At 68.6% G+C, this 17,522-nt stretch carries 13 protein-coding genes; 3 read left to right on the top strand and 10 right to left on the bottom strand.

The window, feature by feature from the left end:
- Positions 1-11: 11 nt before the first annotated feature.
- On the bottom strand, positions 12-1,265 hold the full coding sequence (locus AC3WVS_RS04825) for a flavin-dependent oxidoreductase (RefSeq protein WP_492317624.1): 1,254 nt from the start codon (positions 1,263-1,265) through the stop codon (positions 12-14).
- Between the two features lie 155 nt (positions 1,266-1,420).
- The gene (locus tag AC3WVS_RS04820) at positions 1,421-1,873 is read right to left on the bottom strand and encodes a PACE efflux transporter (protein ID WP_035817661.1); all 453 of its coding nucleotides are present in this window, start codon (positions 1,871-1,873) and stop codon (positions 1,421-1,423) included.
- Positions 1,874-1,985: 112 nt separating this feature from the next.
- Here AC3WVS_RS04820 and AC3WVS_RS04815 point away from each other — a divergent pair, with 112 nt between their 5' ends.
- Complete coding sequence (locus AC3WVS_RS04815) at positions 1,986-2,891, top strand: LysR family transcriptional regulator (protein ID WP_010812185.1); 906 nt, start codon at positions 1,986-1,988, stop codon at positions 2,889-2,891.
- On the opposite strand, the gene AC3WVS_RS04810 is transcribed toward AC3WVS_RS04815, so the two are convergent.
- The 4 genes from AC3WVS_RS04810 to AC3WVS_RS04795 are packed head-to-tail and all read right to left on the bottom strand — an operon-like array spanning position 2,878 to position 12,259.
- Positions 2,878-4,356, bottom strand: coding sequence for an efflux transporter outer membrane subunit (locus AC3WVS_RS04810; protein WP_492317623.1), 1,479 nt, complete (start codon positions 4,354-4,356; stop codon positions 2,878-2,880). The genes AC3WVS_RS04815 and AC3WVS_RS04810 overlap by 14 nt on opposite strands.
- A 17-nt stretch (positions 4,357-4,373) precedes the next feature.
- A complete protein-coding gene (locus AC3WVS_RS04805) occupies positions 4,374-7,673 on the bottom strand; it encodes an efflux RND transporter permease subunit (protein ID WP_492317622.1) in 3,300 nt (1,099 codons plus the stop codon).
- A gap of 2 nt (positions 7,674-7,675) precedes the next feature.
- A complete protein-coding gene (locus AC3WVS_RS04800; protein WP_492317621.1) occupies positions 7,676-10,798 on the bottom strand; it encodes an MdtB/MuxB family multidrug efflux RND transporter permease subunit in 3,123 nt (1,040 codons plus the stop codon).
- A gap of 9 nt (positions 10,799-10,807) precedes the next feature.
- Positions 10,808-12,259 (bottom strand): MdtA/MuxA family multidrug efflux RND transporter periplasmic adaptor subunit, encoded by a 1,452-nt coding sequence (locus tag AC3WVS_RS04795; RefSeq protein ID WP_492317620.1) that lies wholly within the window; start codon positions 12,257-12,259, stop codon positions 10,808-10,810.
- Between the two features lie 338 nt (positions 12,260-12,597).
- On the opposite strand from AC3WVS_RS04795, the gene AC3WVS_RS04790 reads away from it, so the two are divergent.
- On the top strand, positions 12,598-13,341 hold the full coding sequence (locus tag AC3WVS_RS04790) for a response regulator (protein WP_010812236.1): 744 nt from the start codon (positions 12,598-12,600) through the stop codon (positions 13,339-13,341).
- Between the two features lie 52 nt (positions 13,342-13,393).
- A complete protein-coding gene (locus AC3WVS_RS04785; protein WP_492317619.1) occupies positions 13,394-14,665 on the top strand; it encodes an ATP-binding protein in 1,272 nt (423 codons plus the stop codon).
- Between the two features lie 102 nt (positions 14,666-14,767).
- Here the strand turns inward: AC3WVS_RS04785 and plsY are convergent, their stop codons facing one another.
- The 4 genes from plsY to AC3WVS_RS04765 all read right to left on the bottom strand — a co-directional run bounded on the left by plsY (position 14,768) and on the right by AC3WVS_RS04765 (position 17,416).
- Positions 14,768-15,376, bottom strand: coding sequence for a glycerol-3-phosphate 1-O-acyltransferase PlsY (plsY, locus tag AC3WVS_RS04780; protein WP_492317618.1), 609 nt, complete (start codon positions 15,374-15,376; stop codon positions 14,768-14,770).
- A gap of 110 nt (positions 15,377-15,486) precedes the next feature.
- Positions 15,487-15,978 (bottom strand): aminoacyl-tRNA deacylase, encoded by a 492-nt coding sequence (locus AC3WVS_RS04775; protein WP_492317617.1) that lies wholly within the window; start codon positions 15,976-15,978, stop codon positions 15,487-15,489.
- Between the two features lie 23 nt (positions 15,979-16,001).
- A complete protein-coding gene (gene xerD / locus AC3WVS_RS04770) occupies positions 16,002-16,940 on the bottom strand; it encodes a site-specific tyrosine recombinase XerD (RefSeq protein ID WP_492317616.1) in 939 nt (312 codons plus the stop codon).
- A complete protein-coding gene (locus AC3WVS_RS04765) occupies positions 16,937-17,416 on the bottom strand; it encodes a methylated-DNA--[protein]-cysteine S-methyltransferase (protein WP_492317615.1) in 480 nt (159 codons plus the stop codon). The genes xerD and AC3WVS_RS04765 overlap by 4 nt, the downstream gene beginning before the upstream one ends.
- Between the last annotated feature and the right edge of the window lie 106 nt (positions 17,417-17,522).

Raw genomic sequence — 17,522 nt, 5'->3', positions numbered from 1 at the left:
CCTGCCGGATCCTACCGCGTGCCCTGCATCGACTGCCGGTCGAATCCCGCCAGTTGCTTGTACCGCAGCGAGATCGCCTCCAGTTCCGCGCGCGGGATCACCTGGTCGATGTCGGCAAAGCCCTGCGGCGCGCGTTCCTCGGCCAGCTGCATCACCTGCTCGGGCCCGTTCATGCGGTTGCGCAGCACGATGCCGGCGGTGCGTGGCAGGCGCTCGGCCTCGTATTCGCGCAGCGCGTAGCCGGTGTCGGGCGTGCCGAGCAGGCTGTCGAGCAGGTAGCGCGCGTCCAGGATGGCCTGGGCGCTGCCGTTCGAGCCGATCGGGTACATCGGGTGCGCGGCGTCGCCCAGCAGCGTGATGCGGTCGAAGGTCCAGCGCGGCAGCGGGTCCTTGTCGACCATCGGGAATTCGTAGATCGCCCCGGCACCGTCGATCAGCGCGGGGATGTCGATCCAGTCCCACCGCCAGTCGGCAAACGCGGCGCAGAACACGGATTTGTCGACCTGCTTGTTCCAGTCGCTGCGCGGCGGGGTGTCGGGCACGCTGTCGGGCACGCGCAGCTCGGCGATCCAGTTGACCAGCGAGCGGCCCTGGCGGCGCAGCGGTTCCGAGATCGGATAGGCCACGAACTTCTGGTCCTGGTGCCCGGCCATGAACATCGAGCGGCCGTCCAGGTAGGGCGGCGCCTCGGTGACCGCGCGCCACAGCAGGCGGCGCGAAAAACGCGGCACGTCGCCGGTGGGGTAGAAATGGCGGCGCACCGCCGAGTGGATGCCGTCGGCGCCGACCAGCACATCGGCGCTGGCCTCGACCTCGGCATTGTCGCTGCGGCGGCGCAGGCCAAAGCGCGCCTGTCCGCCCGCGCCGGTGTCCAGCACGGTCTCGAAGCTATGGCCGGTATGCACGGCGCCGGCGCCGAGGCGCTCCACCACGGTACGGTGCAGCAGCATCTGGAATTCGCCGCGATGGATCGAGAACTGCGGCCAGTCATAACCGGCCGCCAGCCCGCGCGGCTCATGCCAGATGCGCTGGCCGCGCTTGTTGTAGTAGGACAGCGACGAGGTCTCGATGGCGACATCCGCGAGCGCGTCGCGCAGTCCCAGCTCGGACAGGATGCGCACGGCGTGCGGCAGCAGGTTGATGCCCACGCCCAGCGGGCGCAGCGTTTCGCTGGCCTCCCAGACCTCGGCCTCGATGCCGTGGCGGTGGCATAGCAGCGCCAGCGTCAGTCCGCCGATGCCGCCACCGGCGATTGCGATCTTCATGGTGTCTCCCCCGCGTGCAGGATGCGCCGGTACGCAAGCGCGGGCGCGCTGCCTCCGGTCGAATTGGATTTGTTATGGAGTATAACAATTCGACCGGATGCGGCAAGACGGGGAAGACCCCGGAGTGACGCCTCCGGGGTCAGGAAAAACCGCGCTTAGCTAAGTGCGGCGCCTTCCGGCTTGGGCTGTGCTTTCAGCGACGGCACCGGGAAGACAGTGTCGTAGAGCCAGTTGTACACCAGCGCGTAGACCATGTAAAAGACGGCCACGGCGATGTCCATGATGAGCGCGTCGACCAGGCTGATGTCCAGGTACCAGGCCACCAACGGCAGGAACACCACCAGCAGGCCCAGTTCGAACAGCACGGCGTGCAGCACGCGCACCGGCACCGACTTGCGCAGCTGGCCGGTGAAACGCAGCATGCCCTTGTCGAACAGCACGTTGTACAGGTAGTTCCAGCCGGTGGCGATCAGCGAGGCGACGATGCCGATTAGGCCCATCTCGTGCAGTTCATAGCCGAAGGCCCAGCTGGCCAGCGGCGCGAAAATCAGCAGGCCGACCACCTCGAAGCCGATGGCGTGGCGAATCCGGTCCCAGGTCTTGCGCATCGTTGTTCCTCCTTGCGTGTCAAACGCGATGGGAGCTAGTCTATCTGCTGGGCAGGGATTGCCAAGTTGGATACTATCTGCAAAATAGATAGATGAACAAGGAAAGTACTTTATGAGCCTCTCCATCGAGCAGTTGCAGGCATTCGTCGCCGCAGCTGACACCGGCTCGTTCTCGGCCGCCGCGCGCCGGCTGGGCAAGGCGCAGTCGGTGGTCAGCGCGGCGGTGTCCAACCTGGAAATCGACGCCGGCAACGCGCTGTTCGACCGCTCCGCCCGTTACCCGGTGCTGACCCCCGCGGGCGAGCGGCTGCTGGCCGAGGCGCGTGTGATCCTGGAGCGCTGCGAGCACTTCCGCGGCGTGGCCAAGAGTCTGGGCGAGGGCGTGGAGACGCGGCTGGTGCTGGCGGTGGATGAGCTCTATCCGGAAGAGACGCTGGGCATGCTGCTGGAAGAGTTCTCCAGCCGCTTCCCGGCGGTGGAGCTTGAGCTGCTGTTTCCGCTGATGGAGGACGTCAGCCGGCTGGTCCTGGAGGGCGGCGCCGACCTCGGCATCATGTGGCGGCAGGAGGTGCTGCCGCCGGCGCTGGGCTTCCATGCGCTGGGCTGGGTGCCGATGCAGATCCTGTGCGCGCCCGAGCATCCGCTGGCCGGCCAGCGCGTGGACTGGGAGGAACTGAAGCGCTATCGCCAGCTGATGGTCGCCACCCGCTCAGACAGCGAAGAGAAGATGCGCCTGCGCGTGGCCGCCGACGTGTGGTGGGTGGAAAGCCAGTGGGTGATCGTGGAACTGGTCAAGCGCGGGCTGGGCTGGGCCTTCGTGCCGTGGCACGTGGTGGCCAATTCGCCGGCGGCGGCGCGGCTGGTGACGCCGCCGCTGGCATTCCAGCAGCAGGACTGGCCGGTGGCGATGGAACTGGTCTGGCACAAGCAGCGGCCGCTGGGCAAGGCCGCCACCTGGCTGCGCGAGCGCATCTGCCAACAGCCGCTGCCGCGCGCGCCTGCGGCTAGCGCTGGCTGACGGCCTGGTTCGTACCGGCCTGTGCCGGCGCAGCCTCCGCACCGGGCGCATGCCAGCCGCCGCCCAGCGCCTTGATCAGCACCACCGCCGCCGTGTACTGACGGCCGGCGATCGACAGCGCGGTGCGCTCGGCGGTGTAGGCGCTGGTCTGCGCCGTCAGCACGTCGAGCAGGCCAGCGGTGCCGGCGCGGTAGCGGTTGTTCACCAGCGCCAGCGCCTCGCGCGCCGAGCGCAGTGCGTCGTTCTGCACCACCGCTTCCTGTTCCAGCAGCCGCTGCGCGGCGAGGTTGTCCTCGACTTCCTGGAACGCGCCCAGCACGGTCTGGCGGTAGTTGGCCACGGTCTGGTCGTAGGCGGCCACCGCCTGCGCCTTGGCCGCGCTGCGCAGGCCGCCGTCGAACAGCGTGCCGGCCAGGCCGCCGCCGATCGACCAGATCCGGTCCGGCAGCGACATCCAGCGCGCCAGCGTGCTGGCGGTCAGGCCGCCGCTGGCCGACAGCGACAGGGTCGGGTAGTAGGCCGCCTGCGCCACGCCGATCTGCGCATTGGCCGAGGCCATGCGGCGCTCGGCCGCGCCGATGTCGGGGCGGCGTTCCAGCAGTTGCGACGGCACCGCGGCCGGCACGCGCGGCGGCGCGGCGCGGAAGTCGTCGGCGGCCAGCGTCAGCGCCGCGGGCGGCTTGCCCACCAGCACCGCGATGGCGTGCTCCAGCTGTGCGCGCGTGATCTGGATGTCGATCTGCTGCGCCTGCGCGCTCTTGAGCTGGGTCTCGGACTGCAGCACGTCCGAGCGCTGCGCGGTGCCCGCCGCATACTGGTTCTGCACCAGCTGCAGCGACTTCTGGTAATCGGCTACGGTGCGGTCCAGCAGGGCCTTCTGCGCATCGGCCACGCGCAGCAGGAAGTAGCTCTGCGCCAGCGTTGCCTGCGTCGACAGCAGCATCGAGGCCAGGTCGGCCTGGCTGGCCTGCGCGCTGGCCTCGCTGCTTTCCACCTGGCGCCGCACGCGGCCCCAGACGTCGATTTCCCAGGTTGCGCCCAGGGTCGCGCTCTGCCCGTTGAGCGTGCTGCCGCTGGCGCCGCGCGCGCGCGAGGCGCCGGCCTGTGCGTCAACGGTCGGGAAGAAGCCGGCGCGTGCGGCCTGCAGCGACGCCACTGCCTGGCGGTACTGCGCCTCGGCGGCCTTGATGTTCTGGTTCGAGATCTGCACCTCGGACATCAGCGCGTCGAGCTGCGCATCGCCGAACACGGTCCACCAGTCGGCGCGCGCCAGCGCATCCTGCGGCTCGGCGGGCTTCCAGTCGCCGGTCCAGTCGGGGGTGGCGGCATCGGCCTCCTTGAAGGATGCGGAGACCGGCGCGTCGGGGCGCTGGTAGTCGGGGCCGACGGCGCAGCCGGCCAGCAGCAGCGCACAGGCCAGCGGCACCGGCAGGGCATGGGTCAGGAAGCGGGAAAGAACTGTCATGTCGAGTCTTCGCAAATCTAGACGGCGGCCGGCTGGTCCGGCGTGCCGGCACCACGGCGGCGCTGGCGCCAGGCCTTGACCTTCAGGCGCCAGCGGTCCAGCGTCAGGTAGACCACCGGCGTGGTGTACAGCGTCAGCAACTGGCTTACCACCAGCCCGCCGACAATGGAGATGCCCAGCGGCGCGCGCAGTTCGGCGCCGTCGCCGCGGCCGATCGCCAGCGGCACCGCGCCCAGCAGCGCGGCCATGGTGGTCATCAGGATCGGGCGGAAGCGCAGCAGGCAGGCGCGGTAGATCGCGTCGCGCGGCGACAGCCCCTCGCGCCGTTCGGCATCAATGGCGAAGTCGATCATCATGATCGCGTTCTTTTTCACGATGCCGATCAGCAGGATCACGCCGATCAGCGCGATGATGCTGAAGTCGGTCTTCGATGCCAGCAGCGCCAGCAGCGCGCCCACGCCGGCGGAGGGCAGCGTCGACAGGATCGTCAGCGGATGCACATAGCTTTCATACAGCACGCCCAGCACGATGTAGATCGTGATCAGCGCCGCCAGGATCAGGATCGGCTGGCTCTTGAGCGAATCCTGGAACGCCTTGGCGCCGCCCTGGAAGTTGGCGCGCAGCGTCTCCGGCACGCCGATGCGCGCCATCTCGCGCGTGATCGCATCGGTCGCCTGCGACAGCGAAGTGCCCTCGGCCAGGTTGAACGAGATCGTCGAGGCCGCGAACTGGCCCTGGTGGTTCACGCCCAGCGGCGTGCTGGACGGGGTCACGCGCGCGAACGCCGCCAGCGGCACGCGGTTGCCGTTGCCGGTGACCACGTAGATGTCCTTGAGCGCATCGGGCCCTTGCAGGTATTCCTGGCTCAGTTCCATCACCACGCGATACTGGTTCAGCGGATGGTAGATGGTGGACACCAGCCGCTGGCCGAAGGCATCGTTGAGCACCGCATCCACCTGCTGCGCGGTCACGCCCAGGCGCGAGGCCGCATCGCGGTCGATGATCACCGAGGTCTGCAGGCCCTTGTCGTTGGTATCGGTGTCGATGTCCTCCAGCCCCTTCAGGTTCGACAACGCGGCGCGCACCTTGGGCTCCCACGCGCGCAGCACTTCCAGGTCGTCCGACTGCAGCGTGAACTGGTACTGCGAACTGCTCTGCCGCCCGCCGATGCGGATATCCTGCACCGACTGCAGGAACAGGCTCGCGCCCGGCTCCTTGGACAGCTTGCCGCGCAGCCGCGCGATGATGGCGTCGGCCGATTCCTTGCGCTCCGACAGCGGCTTGAGCGTGACGAACATCTGCCCGGTATTGCGCTGGGAACCGCCGGTAAAGCCGGTCACGTTGACCACGGCGGGGTCGGACTGGACGATCTTGATGAAATTGTCGAGCTTGCCGCGCATGGCCTGGAACGAGGTGGCCTGGTCGGCGCGGATAAAGCCGATCAGCCGGCCCGTGTCCTGCTGCGGGAAGAAGCCCTTGGGAACGATCACGTACAGGTACACGTTCAGCGCGATGGTGGCGATCAGCACCAGCCACACCAGCGGACTCAGGCGCAGCGCCGTGGACAGCGAGCGCGCATAGCCATCGTGCAGCCACTTGAACATGCGCTCGGTGGCACGGAAGAAGCGGCCCTGCTGCTCCGGCTCGGGCGGGCGCAGCATCCGTGCGCACATCATCGGCGTGGTGGTCAGCGACACCACCAGCGACACCAGGATCGCCACCGACAGCGTGATCGCGAATTCCTGGAACAGCCGGCCGACGATGCCGCCCATCAGCAGCAGCGGGATGAATACCGCGATCAGCGACAGGCTCATCGACAGCACCGTGAAGCCCACTTCGCGCGCCCCGCGCAGTGCCGCGGCAAGCGGCTTCATGCCTTCCTCGATATGGCGCGAGATGTTCTCCAGCACCACGATGGCATCGTCGACCACAAAGCCGGTGGCGATGGTCAGCGCCATCAGCGACAGGTTGTTCAGCGAGAACCCGGCCAGGTACATCACCGAGAACGTGCCGATCAGCGACACCGGCACCGCCACGCTGGGGATCAAGGTGGCGCGCACATTGCGCAGGAACACGAACACCACCATGATCACCAGCGCCACCGAGATCATCAGCGTGTTCTCTACCTCGCGCAGCGAGGCGCGGATGGTGGGCGTGCGGTCCATCATCACGTCCATCGAGATTGCCGCGGGGATCATCTTCTGCAACTGCGGCAGCATCTCGTTGACGCGGTCCACGGTCTCGATGATATTGGCGCCGGGCGAGCGGTTCAGCACCAGCAGCACCGATGGCTTGCCGTTGGCCGAGCCCGCGTTGCGGATGTCCTGCACCGAGTCGACCACATTGGCCACGTCGCGCAGCCGCACCGGCACCGCGAACGAGTTGGGCCCGCTGGTGGCACTGGTGCCTCCGGTGGCGCCGCTGGTGATGGTGGTGGTGCCGCTGCTGGTGGTCAGCGTGGTCACGGTCACGCCGTTGACCACCTTGGTGCTGACGCCGCCGCTGGCGGCGGCGTTGGCGGTGCTGGCAATCAGCGCGCCCGCCGACGTCGACGAGAAGGTTCCCGGCGTGGCATAGCGGATGATCAGCGGCATGTAGTCTTCCGCCTTCATCGCCTGGTCGTTGGCGTAGACCTGCCAGTTGCTGGCGGCGTTCTCCAGCGTCCCCAGCGGCCGGTTGGCATTGGTCGCGCTGATGGTGTTGCGCACATCCTCCAGCGAGATGCCGTAGTTGTTCAGCGCGGTCGGGTTCAGCTCGACCCGCACCGCCGGCAGCGAGGCCCCGCCGATGGTGACCTGGCCCACGCCATCGACCTGCGACAGCTTCTGCGCCAGGATGGTCGAGGCCGCGTCATACAGCTGCCCGCGCGTCATGGTCGGCGAGGTCAGCGCGATGATCATGATCGGCGCATCGGCCGGGTTGACCTTGCGGTAGGTCGGGTTGTTGGGCAGGCTGGTCGGCAGTGTCGCGCGCGAGGCATTGATGGCCGCCTGCACGTCGCGCGCGGCGCCGTCGATATTGCGCGACAGGTCGAACTGCAGCGTCACGCGGGTGGAGCCGAGCGAACTGCTCGAAGTGATCTCGGTCACGCCGGCGATGGTGCCGAGCGCACGCTCGAGCGGCGTCGCCACGGTGGCGGCCATCGTTTCAGGACTCGCACCCGGCAGCGACGCCGATACCGAGATGGTCGGGAAATCCACCTGCGGCAGCGGCGACACCGGCAGCAGCCGCAGCGCGGCCAGCCCCGCCAGCAGGATGCCGAGCGTCAGCAGCGCGGTCGCGACGGGGCGGTGGATGAAGGCAGCCGAGAGATTCATCGTTACACCGGCTCCTCGCCCGTGCCGCCTTCCTCCGGATCACCGAAGCGCCGCTTGCGCCAGCCCTTCACGCGCGTGGCCACGCGGTCGAACGCCAGGTAGATCACCGGCGTGGTGAACAGCGTCAGCACCTGGCTCACCAGCAGGCCGCCCACCATGGTCACGCCCAGCGGCCGGCGCAGTTCGCTGCCGATGCCAGAACCCAGCATCAGCGGCAGCGCCGCCAGCAGGGCCGCCATGGTGGTCATCAGGATCGGGCGGAAGCGCAGCAGGCAGGCCTGGAAGATCGCATCGCGTGGTTTCATGCCGCCCTCGCGCTCTGCCTCGAGCGCGAAGTCGATCATCATGATCGCGTTCTTCTTGACGATACCGATCAGCAGGATGATGCCGATGATCGCGATGATGCCCAGGTCCTGCCCCGCCAACAGCAGCGCCAGCAGCGCGCCGACGCCGGCCGACGGCAGCGTCGACAGGATGGTGACCGGGTGGATGGTGCTTTCATACAGCACGCCCAGCACGATATACATCGTCACCACCGCGGCCAGGATCAGCCACAGCGTGTTCGACAGCGATGCGCGGAAGGCCAGCGCGGCGCCCTGGAAGCTGGTCTGCATCGAGATCGGCAGGCCCAGCTCCTGCTCGACCTTGGTGATCTTGTCGACCGCGGCGCCCAGCGATTCGCCCGGCGCCAGGTTGAACGAGATCGTCGCCGCCGGGAACTGGCCCTGGTGGTTGATCACCAGCGGGCCGGTGCGTTCGGTGATGCGCGCGAACGCGCCCAGCGGCACCTGGCCGCCGGAAGAGGAGGGCAGGCGCAGGTCGGCCAGCGACTGTGGGTTCTTGCGGAATTCCGGCATGGTCTCCAGCACCACGCGGTACTGGCTCGACTGCGTGAAGATGGTCGACACCAGCCGCTGGCCGAAGGCGCTGTACAGCGCGCTGTCGATCACCGCGGTGGTGATGCCGAAGCGCGCCGCGGCGTCACGGTCGATATCGACATAGGCGCGCAGGCCGTTGTTCTGCTGGTCGCTGGTGACGTCGCGCAGCTCGGGTTCCTGGCGCAGGCGTTCCACCAGCTTCGGCACCCACGCGGCCAGCGTGGCGGGATCGGGGTCCTCGACGGTGAACTGGTACTGCGTGCGCGAGACCTTGTCCTCGATGGTCAGGTCCTGCACCGGCTGTGTGTACAGCGACACGCCGCCCAGTTCGTGCACGGCCTGCTGCAGGCGCTGCGTGACCACGTCGATGGGGTCGCGCTCGCCCTTGGGCTTGAGGTTGATCAGCATGCGCCCGGCGTTGAGCGTGGTGTTGGTGCCATCCACGCCGATGAACGACGACAGGCTTGCCACTGCCGGGTCCTGCATCACCACCTTGGCCACGGCCTGCTGCCGGCGCGCCATGGCGTCGAACGAGGTGGTCTGGGCGGCCTCGGTGATGCCCTGGATCACGCCGGTGTCCTGCACCGGGAAGAAGCCCTTGGGCACCAGCAGGTACAGCAGCCCGGTCAGCACCAGCGTGGCCACGGCCACGGCCAGCGTCGCTTTCTGACGATCGAGCACCCACTCCAGCGCACGGCCGTAGCGCTCGATCACGTTGTCGAAGAAGCGGCCGCTGGCGCGGTGAAAGCGCGACAGCTTCTCTTCCGGCACATGGTGCAGCAGGCGCGCGCACATCATCGGCGTGAGCGTCAGCGATACCACTGCCGAGATCAGGATCGACACCGCCAGCGTGATCGCGAATTCCCGGAACAGGCGCCCGACCACGTCGCCCATGAACAGCAGCGGGATCAGCACCGCGACCAGCGAGAAGGTCAGCGAGATGATGGTGAAGCCAATCTGCTTGGAACCCTTGAGCGCCGCCGCCATCGGCGAATCGCCCTTCTCGATGTAGCGCATGATGTTCTCGATCATCACGATCGCATCGTCGACCACGAAGCCGGTGGCAATCGTCAGTGCCATCAGCGTCAGGTTGTTGATCGAGAAGCCGGCCAGGTACATCACGCCGAAGGTGCCCACCAGCGACAGTGGCACCGCCACGCCCGGGATGATGGTGGCCGGTATATTGCGCAGGAACAGGAAGATCACCAGCACCACCAGCGCGATCGCCAGCAGCAGCTCGAACTGCACGTCCTCGACCGAGGCACGGATGGTGGTGGTGCGGTCGGTCAGCAGCTGCACGTGGACCGATGCCGGCAGCGCATTCTGCAGCTGCGGCAGCAGCGCCTTGATGCGGTCGACCACCTCGATCACGTTGGCACCGGGCTGGCGCTGGATGTTCAGCACGATCGCGGGCTTGTCGTTGGCCCAGGCGGCCAGGCGGCTGTTCTCGGGGCCGTCGACGATCTCGGCCACGTCGGTGATGCGGATCGGCGCGCCGTTCTTGTAGCCCAGGATGATCTGGCGGTATTCGTCGGCCGAGCGCAGCTGGTCGTTGGCGTCGATGGTGGAGGCGCGCGCGGGGCCGTCGAAGCTGCCCTTGGCGCCGTTCACGTTGGACGCGCCAATGGCGGTGCGCAGGTCGTCGATCGACATGCCCAGCGAAGCCAGCGCGGCCGGGTTGGCCTGGATCCGCACCGCGGGGCGCTGGCCGCCGCTGATGGTGACCAGGCCCACGCCCTGGATCTGCGAGATCTTCTGCGCCACGCGCGTGTCGACCATGTCCTGCAGCTTGGGCAGCGGCATGGTGTCCGAGGTCATGGCGATGGTCATGATCGGCGCGTCGGCCGGGTTGACCTTGCTGTAGACCGGCGGCATCGGCAGGTCTGACGGCAGCAGGTTGCTGCCGGCGTTGATGGCGGCCTGCACCTCCTGCTCGGCCACGTCCAGCGGCAGCGTCAGTTCGAACTGCAGCGTGATCACCGAAGCGCCGCCCGACGAGGACGACGACATCTGCTTCAGGCCTGGCATCTGGCCGAACTGGCGCTCCAGCGGCGCTGTCACCGACGAGGTCATCACGTCCGGGCTGGCGCCGGGGTACAGCGTGGTGACCTGGATGGTCGGGTAATCGACCTCGGGCAGCGCCGACAGCGGCAGCAGCCGGTACGCCACCAGCCCGGACAGCAGGATGGCCAGCATCAGCAGCGCCGTGGCGACCGGGCGCTCGATGAAGAGGCGTGAGGGGTTCATGCGCTGTCCTTACTGCTGCGTGCCACTGGCGGGCGGGGCGCTGGCGCCGGCCTGGCGGTGGCGGCGATGTTCGCCGGCCACGCCGGAGGCCGCGGCCCCGCTGGCGTCGGCGTGCGCGCCGCTGGCGCCGCCGCCGTCCCGGTTGCGGCGGCCGCGCCCGCGCGGCTGGCTGGCCGGCACCACCGCGGCAGCGCGCGCGGCCGGGTCGACGGCTTCCACCGTCATGCCTTCCTTGAGGCGGTCGGCGCCGTCCACCACCACGCGCTGGCCGGGCTCCAGGCCCTTGAGCACGGCATTGCGGCTGCCGTCGCCCGGGCCCAGCGTGACCACCTGCACCTTGACCTTGCTGCTGTCATCCACGGTGTAGACGAAGGTACCCTGCTGGCCGCGCTGGATCGCCGCCACGGGGATCACGGTGGCGTCCCTGAGCGTATCGACGCGCGTGCGCACGTTGACGAACTGGTTGGGGAACAGCATGCCGTCGGCGTTGGGGAAGACCGCCTTGAGCTTGACCGTGCCGGTGGTGGTGTCGATCTGGTTGTCGGTGGTCAGCAGCGTGCCTTCGCCGAGCTGGTTGCGCACCTGGCGGTCCCATGCCTGCACCGGCAGCTCTTCGCCGGCGTTGAGCTTCTTCAGCACCGACGGCAGGTTGTCCTCGGGGATGGTGTACATCACGGCGATGGGCTGGATCTGCGTGATCAGCGCGATGCCGTTGGCGTCGCTGGTGTTGACGATATTGCCCGGATCGACCTGGCGCAGGCCGATGCGGCCCGACACCGGCGCCACGATCTTCGTATAGCCCAGCTGCAGGCGCGCGTTGGCGACATTGCCCTGGTCGGTCTTGACCACGCCCTCGTACTGGCGCACCAGCGCGTCCTGGGTATCGACCTGCTGCTTGGAGATCGAGTCCTGGCCCAGCAGGGTGCGGTAGCGCTGCTGGTCGAGCCTGGCGTTCTGCAGCAGTGCCTGGTCGCGCGCGAGCTGGCCCACGGCCTGATCCAGCGCGGCCTGGAACGGGCGCGGGTCGATCTCGGCCAGCACGTCGCCGGCCTTGACCATCTGGCCTTCCTTGAACAGCACCTTGAGCAGCGGGCCGGACACCTGCGCGCGCACGGTGACGTTGGAAACCGGGGTCACGTTGCCCAGGCCGTTGAGCACCACATCCATATCGCGCTTGGCCACGGTGGCGACCACCACGGGCGAGCGCGGCATGCCGGGGCCGCCGGCGCCAACCCGCGCGCCCGGGCCGCTGGCGCCCCGCTGCGCGCCTGCCGTCCCGGTCGCCTCCTGCGGCGCCTGGCCGCGATGGGCGTACCAGTACCAGGCGCCCCCCGCGAGCAGCAGCACCAGCACGCCGGCGGTCAGCCGGCGCCGGCCGGTGCGCCGCGGCGGAGCGCCCTCGGGCGGAGGCGAAGACGGGGTCGGGGAGGGGGTAGGCTGGCCTTGTTCGGGGTTGGACATGTCCGCAAATCCTGGGGGCGGCGCGCGCGGCGCGCCGGCGATGTTCGGTCTGGCAAGTGACGATGCAGCAGTATGCCGCAACGCCACGGGCGCCGGCCCGCCGCGTGGAGGGGCACGCCGCGGGTGGCCGGCAGGCCGGCAAGTGCCGTGTGGCGCGCAATGCGGCGGCGCCGGTGGCACGTCATGCCGCAAGGATAATGTGCGGGCCCGGACGCCCGTATTTCAGCGCCCGGCGCTTTTATTACAGCGGATTACCAGCGCCCCGGGTGTAACCTCCGGAAACAAAACCGCCCGGCCAAACCGGCATGTGTGGCGCCGGGGCTGACTATCATGTGCCTATGCGAACGAACCAGCCTACCCAGATCCTCGTCGTCGACGACGATCCCGAACTTCGCGACCTGCTGCGCGAGTACCTGACCCAGCAGGGCTTTGCCGTCTCGGTGATGCACGACGGCGACGGCCTGCAGGCGCGCCTGGAGCGCGAGCGCCCGGCGCTGATCGTGCTGGACCTGATGATGCCCAAGGTCGACGGCCTGACCGCGCTGCGCAACCTGCGCGCCAAGAACGACGACATCCCCGTAATCCTGCTCACGGCCCGCAGCGACGAGATCGACCGCATCGTCGGGCTCGAGATCGGCGCCGATGACTACCTTGGCAAGCCGTTCTCGCCGCGCGAGCTGCTGGCGCGCATCAACGCCGTGCTGCGCCGCAAGCTGGCACGCCCCGCGGCCGCGCCCGAGGACCGCGAATCGGTCGCCTTCGGCCCGTTCCGCGTCAATTTCCGCCAGCGCACGCTGAGCCGTGCCGGCCAGACGCTGTCGATCAGCGATACCGAGTTCGCGCTGCTCAAGCTGCTGCTGATGCATCCGCTGGAAGTGCTGTCGCGCGAGCGCATCGTCGAGCTGATGTACGGCAGCGCCAGCGGCATCAGCGACCGCGGCATCGACGTGCAGATCTGGCGCCTGCGCCGGCTGCTCGATGAAGACGCGCAGCGCCCGCGCTATATCCAGACCGTGCGCGGGCGCGGCTATACCTTCGTGCCCGACGAAGCGGAAGAGATGTCCGCGGGACTCCCCGAATAATGGCCGCGGCGCCCGCCCCCTGGCGCCGCATGCCACCAGACCCTGCTTTCCGATGAAGTTGCGACGTATCGACACCCTGTTCGGCCGCATTGCGCTGCTGATTGCCGCCGTGCTTGTGATCAGCCATTTCTCATGGCTGGCCATCCTGCGCATGGACCGCCGCCAGCAGCAGGTGGACTATTCAGTCGAGCAGATGCTGTTCCAGCTCGACAGCATCGAGCGCGCGCTCGACGCGCGTCCGCCGGCGAAGCTGCCCAGCCTGGTTGAGACAGCCAACACGGCCGACGCCGAAGAGCATGCCGTCGTGCCCAAGGGCGGGCGCTCGCGCCGGCTGGTCGAGCAGTTCATCGGCAGGCTGCCGCAGGGCACCGAGATCCGGCTGGAGGACGAGACCACGCCGCGCATCTGGATCAAGCTGCCCAGCCGCGCCCGCTGGATCGCCATGCCGATCCTGTGGGTCCACAATCCGCCGCCTGATAACCGGCTGGTGCCTGGCGTGATGCTGGTGGTGGGCGTGGCCATCGTCTTTGCCGTGCTGATCGCCTGGCAGATCCAGCGGCCGGTGCGCGACATGGCCAATGCGGCGGAGCTGCTGTCGCGCCAGCACGCCGTGCCGCCGCTGCGCGAACGCGGCCCGCATGAGCTGCGCCAGCTGATCGAGCGTTTCAACCGCATGGTGGCCGACCTGGCGCGCATCGACCAGGAGCGCAATACCATGCTTGCCGGCATCGCGCATGACCTGAAGACACCGCTGGCGCGGCTGCGCCTGCGCGCCGAGATGCTGGCCGATCCCAAGGCCGCCGCGGGGGTGACGCGCGACGTGGAGTCCATGTCGGCCATCGTCGAGCAGTTCCTGAGCTTCGCGCAGACCAGCGAGTCGACCGCGCGGCCGGTGCCGGTGGACCGGCGCGTCAATGAGCTGGCCGCGTCGCTGGCCGAGCAGGAGCGCCAGGTGGTGCTGTCGCTGGGCGCGGGCGAGGGCTTCCGCATGATCGCCACGCAGCTGGACCGCATCGTCGGCAACCTGGTCGACAACGCCTACGCCTATGGCAAGCCGCCGGTGTGCATCGCGACCGCGCGCACGCCGGAGGGTTACCTGCTGGTGGTGGAGGACCAGGGCGTCGGCATCCCCGAGGATGACAAGGAGCGCGCCACGTTGCCCTTTGTACGGCTGGACCCGGCTCGGGGCGGCAATGCGCATTCCGGGCTGGGGCTGGCGATCGTGGACCGGCTGGTGCGGCAGGCGGGCGGTAAGCTGAACCTGGTGAATGCCGATGGTGGCGGGTTCCGGGTGGAGATGCTGTTCGGGGCAGCTGAGGCTTGATTACCGCTGGTTTGCTCCCCTCTTCCGCTTGCGGGAGAGGGAGCAAACCGCCGGCATGCTGATGCTGTCATCCGTTGCGCTTGCCAGCGGCCTGCATGTCCTTCAAACCTTCTTCTTCTCCCCGATCCGGCTTTCCTTGCCGGCCAGCAGCTTGGCAATATTCTGCCGGTGCCGCGCAATCAGCAGCACGCTGATCACGAAGATTGCCCCCGTCATCACATCCACGCCGTTCATCAGCACATGGAAGAACGGTGCGAAGATCGCCGCCACCAGCGCCGCCAGCGACGAGTAGCGGAAGAAGAAGGCGATGATCAGCCACGTGGCCAGCGTGCCCAGGCCCAGGATCGGGTCGATGGCGAGCAGGATGCCCGCCGCGGTGGCCACGCCCTTGCCGCCGGCGAAGCGGTGGTACACCGGGAACAGGTGCCCCAGGAAAACCGCCAGCGCCACCATGGCCAGGCCGGTTTCGTTCAGCCCGTAGGCCGGCCCGAAGCGCGCCGCCAGCCATACCGCCAGCCAGCCCTTCAGGGCATCGCCGATCAGCGTCAGGATGGCGGCCTTCTTGTTGCCGGTGCGCAGCACGTTGGTGGCGCCGGGATTGCCGGAGCCATAGGAGTGCGGGTCCGGCAGCCCCATCAGCTTGCTGACGACCACAGCGAAGGAAATGGAGCCGATCAGGTAGGCGGCGAGGGCGAAAAGCAGATTGGCCATGTGTAGTGGGGTGTTTTCAGGCTGGCGCGATTGTAGCGCGGCAGGGGCCTCGCTACGTCCGTGACTTCCCGGATTGGCATCGAGGCTCCCCTCGGTTTGCGCGGGGGCTCTCAGTCAGGCAGTGCGCATTGCACCGGCTGGGCGTCCACCAGCATGGGCAGCAGCTTCGGGTCCAGGCTGACCAGGTAGCCGCGGCGCCCGCCGTTGATATAGATGCGCGCCAGCTCCAGCACGGTCGATTCGACGTAGACCGGCATGCGCTTGCGCGTGCCGAAGGGCGAGGTGCCGCCCACCATGTAGCCGCTGTGGCGTTGCGCCACCTCGGGCTTGCATGGCTGCACGCTCTTGCGGCCGGCCTGGCGCGCCAGGTTCTTGGTCGAGACCGAGCAGTCGCCGTGCATCAGCACCACCAGCGGCAGCGCGCGCTCGTCTTCCATGATCAGGGTCTTGATCACCTCGTGCTCGGGAACGCCCAGCTGGCGCGCCGATTCGCCGGTGCCGCCGTGCTCGACATAGTCATACGGATGCTCGCCGAAGGCGACGCCATGCTTGCGCAGGTACTGCGTGGCGGGGGTTTCTGATACGTGCCTGGTCTTGCTCATGACAGTGGTCGCCGCCCGCTTGCTCAGCCGCGCGGATGGTGCTGCTGGTGCAGCTCGCGCAGGCGTTCGCGGGCGACGTGCGTATAGATCTGGGTGGTGGAAATATCGGCGTGTCCCAGCAGCAGCTGCACCACGCGCAGGTCGGCGCCGTGGTTGAGCAGGTGCGTGGCAAAGGCGTGCCGCAGCGTGTGCGGCGACAGCGGCGCGTGCACGCCGGCATCGCGCGCATGGCGCTTGATCAGGTGCCAGAACGCCTGCCGCGTCATGCCTTCGCCGCGCTGCGTGACAAAGAGCGCGTCGCAGGCGCGCCCGGCCAGCAGCGCGGGGCGCGCACTGGCCAGGTAGCGGCGCAGCCAGTCGCCGGCCTGCTGGCCGAACGGCACCAGCCGCTCCTTGTCGCCCTTGCCGCCGACCACGCGCGCCACGCCCTCGTTCAGGCCGATCTCGATGGTCTTCATCTGCGTTAGCTCCGACACGCGCAGCCCGCTGGCGTACATCAGCTCGAGCATGGTGCGGTCGCGCAGCCCCAGCGGCGTGTCGGTGTCGGGCGCTTCGAGCAGCGCGTCGACCTGAGCCTCGGTCAGGGTCTTGGGGTAGCGCGGCGGCTGCTTGGCGGGGCGCAGCAGCAGGCAGGGGTCGGCTTCGACCAGGTGTTCGCGCAGCGCCCACTGGTAGAAGCGGCGGAACACCGCCAGGCGACGGTTGGCCGACGAGGCGCGGCTCTGCGTGTGGCGTGCGTTGAAGTAGGCCGACAGCGCGCCGTCGTCCGCGCCCGGCAACTCGCCGCGGTGCTCATGCTGCAGCCAGCGCGCCAGCAGCGTCAGGTCGCGCCGGTAGGCATCGATGGTATTGCGCGAGAGGCCGTCTTCCAGCCACAGCGCGTCGCAGAAGCGGCTGACCAGTGCCACGTCGGCGTCGCTGGGCGCGGCGGCGATGTCAGGTGCCTGGGCGGCGCCGCTCATATCAGCATGGCGCCCTCATGGCGCAGCAGCCAGCGTTTGACGTCGAGGTAGAAGCCGTCTTCGGCATGGTGCGAGAAGCCGCCGATGCCGCGTGCCGAGACCACGCGATGGCAGGGGATCACGATCGGGAACGGGTTCTGCCCGCAGGCCTGGCCCACCGCGCGCGGCATCGCGCCGATGGCCTCGGCGATGGTGCCATAAGTGGTCACCGCGCCGCGCGGCACTGCGCTGATGGCCTGCCACACGCGCTGCTGGAAGTCGCTGCCGGCCGGGGCCAGCGGCAGGTCGAAGACGGTGTCGGGGTTGGCATAGTAGGCCTCCAGCTGTGCCGCCAGTTGCTGCGTCAGCGCGTCAACAGGGGCGCGTGCCTCGACGTGCTCGGGAAGGTACACGATGGCCCGAATGCGCGCGCCGTCCGTGCGCACCCCGATCTTGCCGAAGGGGGCGGGGAGGATGGCGTCATAGGTGGCGGGCATGGCGGTCAGGCTGGGGCGAATGCTGGATTTTAGTGCTTTTTGGCGCGGGCAAGAAAAAAGGGCCGCCTCGCGGCGGCCCTTTGCGGGTGGCGTCACACCGGCCGGA

This window comes from Cupriavidus sp. CPT47-8839-RL05A (assembly GCF_058792255.1).
The sequence above is the reverse complement of the archived record's forward strand: the minus strand, read 5'-3'. Positions and strand labels throughout refer to the sequence as shown.